This is a genomic window from Pseudoalteromonas nanhaiensis (assembly GCF_051235485.1).
Lineage (GTDB): Bacteria > Pseudomonadota > Gammaproteobacteria > Enterobacterales > Alteromonadaceae > Pseudoalteromonas > Pseudoalteromonas lipolytica_C.
Genome location: NZ_JBPNYQ010000049.1, coordinates 1 through 3,904 on the forward strand (window position 1 = coordinate 1; position 3,904 = coordinate 3,904).

Annotated in this window: 3 protein-coding genes and 3 tRNA genes; 4 read left to right on the forward strand and 2 right to left on the reverse strand. The window is 40.8% G+C overall.

The annotated features are described in order from the left end of the window. From ACSFVZ_RS20340 to ACSFVZ_RS20355, 4 genes are all read left to right on the forward strand, one after another. Positions 1–76, forward strand: a tRNA-Lys gene (locus ACSFVZ_RS20340). Positions 77–123: 47 nt separating this feature from the next. Further along, positions 124–199 (forward strand) — tRNA-Lys (locus ACSFVZ_RS20345). Between the two features lie 129 nt (positions 200–328). Beyond that, the gene (gene nadA, locus ACSFVZ_RS20350) at positions 329–1,369 is read left to right on the forward strand and encodes a quinolinate synthase NadA (protein WP_135925056.1); all 1,041 of its coding nucleotides are present in this window, start codon (positions 329–331) and stop codon (positions 1,367–1,369) included. Between the two features lie 148 nt (positions 1,370–1,517). Beyond that, positions 1,518–1,605, forward strand: a tRNA-Ser gene (locus tag ACSFVZ_RS20355). Positions 1,606–1,669: 64 nt separating this feature from the next. Here ACSFVZ_RS20355 and ACSFVZ_RS20360 read toward each other — a convergent pair. Both ACSFVZ_RS20360 and ACSFVZ_RS20365 read right to left on the reverse strand, forming a co-directional pair. Beyond that, entirely contained in the window at positions 1,670–3,394 is a 1,725-nt protein-coding gene (locus ACSFVZ_RS20360; protein ID WP_435559506.1) for a GspE/PulE family protein, read from the reverse strand. Between the two features lie 2 nt (positions 3,395–3,396). Continuing rightward, on the reverse strand, positions 3,397–3,819 hold the full coding sequence (locus ACSFVZ_RS20365) for a hypothetical protein (RefSeq protein WP_253038357.1): 423 nt from the start codon (positions 3,817–3,819) through the stop codon (positions 3,397–3,399). Positions 3,820–3,904 lie beyond the last annotated feature (85 nt).

Consider the following 3,904-nt stretch of genomic DNA (forward strand, 5'->3'; position numbering starts at 1 on the left):
GGGTCATTAGCTCAGTTGGTAGAGCAGTGGACTTTTAATCCATTGGTCGATGGTTCAAGTCCATCATGACCCACCATTCTTTGAATGGTCATATCGGCGGATTTACGCACTTAATACCAGAGCGGGTCATTAGCTCAGTTGGTAGAGCAGTGGACTTTTAATCCATTGGTCGATGGTTCAAGTCCATCATGACCCACCATCTCTTACTTACCTTTTCTATCTAAGTTATCCTTTATTTATCTTAACAGCGCACAGCAATACTGTTCTTTAGCTTAAGATTCTCGTATAATTCGCGCCATGAATGCACTGTGGACTAAGTGGTCGAGAAATGAGCCTAGCTGAACAAATTATGCCTGAAGATTATATCTTCCCTCCAAAGCCAGCTCCGTTATCTAAAGACGAGCAAGCCGAGTACAAGGCACGTATCAAACAATTATTGAAAGATAAGAACGCCGTTCTTGTTGCCCATTATTACACTGATCCTGAAATTCAAGCGCTTGCTGAAGAAACAGGTGGTTGTGTTGCTGACTCGCTAGAAATGGCGCGTTTTGGCGCTAAGCACGACGCAGATGTAATTGTGGTTGCGGGTGTTCGCTTCATGGGCGAAACAGCAAAAATCCTTACGCCAAATAAAACAGTTGTTATGCCAACACTTGCTGCAACCTGTTCATTAGACGTAGGTTGCCCAATCGAAGAGTTCTCTGCGTTTTGTGATCAGCATCCAGATCGCAAAGTAGTAGTGTATGCAAATACATCAACTGCAGTTAAGGCGCGTGCTGATTGGATAGTGACTTCTTCATGTGCCCTAGAGATCGTAGAGCACTTAGATGAGCAAGGCGAAAAAATCATTTGGGGTCCTGACAAACACTTAGGTTCTTATATTCAAAAGAACACAGGTGCTGACATGATCATGTGGAATGGCGCCTGTATCGTTCATGACGAGTTTAAAACCAAAGCACTTAAGGATATGAAAGCCTTACACCCAGATGCGGCTGTATTGGTTCACCCAGAGTCACCTGCGGAGATTGTAGCCTTAGCAGATGCAGTTGGTTCAACAAGCCAACTTATCAAAGCAGCGCAAACCATGGACAACAAAAAGTTCATCGTCGCGACTGACCGTGGCATTTTTTACAAAATGCAGCAGTTATGCCCAGAGAAAGAATTCTTTGAAGCACCAACAGCAGGTGAAGGCGCAACCTGTAAAAGCTGTGCACATTGCCCGTGGATGGCAATGAATGGCTTAAAAGCGATTGAAGAAGCACTGACAGACCCAGAAGGTAAAGAAGTGTTTGTTGATATGGACTTACGCGAAGGCGCATTAAAGTCGCTTAACCGTATGTTAGAGTTCTCTGCAACGCTTCAGCGTTAACAACTAACCGTCTATATACAAAAGGCAAGGTGTTTACCTTGCCTTTTTTGTTTGATTACTAATCACTTAACTACACTATTTTAAAAAGCCCTTGCGTCTGTAGGGTTGTTTTCATACTATAACGCCGCGCTAAACACTAAGCGCCTTAGGTGACGTGTCCGAGTGGCTGAAGGAGCACGCCTGGAAAGTGTGTATACGGCAACGTATCGAGAGTTCGAATCTCTCCGTCACCGCCATTTCTTTTTCTACCACTCTTACTTTAATTATTCTCAAATGGTTTAAAGGCGTATTTTAGCTAGTCTAATTATCCAAGCTGTTAATTCTTTCACACTCTTTCCAAAAAGACTGTCCTAATACTCTGTTTATTTCTTCTGCTGAAGTGAGGCCTTTTGATAATGCTTCTAAGGCCACTTTATATAAAGACCTCGCACCGCTTTGAGCTGCAACCTCTCTTAACTTACTGGTACTCTCTCCAGCCCTAATTGCATCGGCTAGTTGATAGTCTATAGTGATTATTTCGAACAGAGGAATGCGTCCTTTGTAACCAGTGTGATCGCACTCATCGCAACCTGATGGCGACATAATATTTATATCAGAAAAGATACTTTTAAAGCGTTTGCCATGGGTATCTGTGGCCAATGGGCCACTTAGATTACAACTAGGGCATAGTTTTCTAATTAAGCGCTGTGCTGCAACACCTTTTAAAGAGTCGGCAATAATAGGACGTGACACACCTAAGCCTATTAATCTTGAAATAGTCGTAATTGCATCACTAGTATGTAAGGTGGTCATCACAAAATGCCCGGTGATTGCAGCGCGAAAGGTCATTTCTGCGGTTTCTTCATCGCGAACTTCACCCATCAATATTACATCAGGGTCTTGTCTTAAAATACTTCTGAGGGCGCTGGAGAAGGTAAGGTTCTGTTGAGGATTAATATTAACTTGGGCAATACCTTCAATTTCATATTCTATAGGGTCTTCAACTGTAACAAGGCACTTTTCGGGTGAGTTTAATTCTTTTAAGGCAGCATAAAGCGTACTTGTTTTTCCTGACCCGGTAGGGCCTGTTATCACAAAGATACCTTCGCTACTTTGCAGTAAGTTTTTAAATGTGTCGAGCTCTTGCTGTTGTAAACCAATATCATCTAACTTGTTTACAACAGATTTGATTAGCAGGCGGATGACTACTTTTTCTCCCCCTTTAACAGGTAATGTCGATACCCGTAGATCAACATCCTGACCTTTAAGCTCTAAACTCACACTACCATCTTGTGGGACCATTTTTTTTGCTAAATTAAGGCCAGCTAATGCTTTTATTCTTTGTATTATTGGGATAAAAACTTGTGCAGGTAATTCTGATATGACCCTTAACATGCCATCTACTCTGTAACGAACGATGCCGCCATTATTAAAGGGTTCTATATGGATATCACTGGCTTTAAATATAAATGCCTCTAACAGCATTTCAGATACAATTTTAACGATGGCTGAGTTTGAAGAGTCGGGCTCATTTCGTTTGGTTCGTGTGTTAAGTTGGGTTGTTTTTATAATAATGTCATTTTCAGATAGCATTTGCTCCTGATAAAACATTTCTGTCCATTTTGCTATGAGCTCGGGTGATGCCAATACTGACTTAACATGCAGGGTCGTTAAAAATTCAACCATTGCTTCCATATCAGTATCAAATGGGTGGGGTGAAGCAACTGTTAATAAGCCATCAGTAAAGCCCACAGGAAAAATGCCATACTCTCTGGCTACTTTAAGAGAAACATAATGAAGCAATTCTTCCGGCACATTGGTAGGAGGTTTTGCAACCTCTAACTGGTAACTCTTTGCAATCATTTCAGTTAATATTTTGCTGTCGACTTGCAAAATTGCCTCTGCACTTTTCCATGCTGAAATCGCAGATTCACCGTTATACATTTCTTCAATATTAATATTGCTGTTAGTTGATTTTTCAATGCAAAATCGTTTTAGCCAATTAAAAGTGGCATTACTTCTGTGTACTTCATGTTTAACAGCCATACTCATTCCATATATATTTTGTCGTCTTTGGCATCAAACGTAATTGTTGAATTACCATGTGGAATGGTTAGGCGAAAATGTTCGTTGGTAATTTTTTCATAAGTTACATCCATAACAGATGCAATAGGGCTTGGTAAATCATCTGGCAGTTCTCCGTAAGTTGTGCGGTAATGTTCAACATCTTCTGCAATCATTAATAATGCAACTGAGCTGCCCGTTTGATAATCTCTGTCATAATTTACAGGATGAGTTTCATGACCGATAACTAGTGCTTTTGCTAACAAAAACCCAAAAGCAATATATGTTGCATAAGGAAGCCAGCTCGGTAAAACAATAAAAGATCGATTTTTATTTCGTTGAGTATTTTGCGTTTCATCCATCGCTTGCGCGATACTTTCTTGCCATCGTTTATTGGTTGAAATCATTTTTATCTTCCTAGTACTTCATCACACAAGTTCTGACTAGTTGAGGGCACCATAAGCCCTCTCAAGTTTTTCACGAGCTGATTCA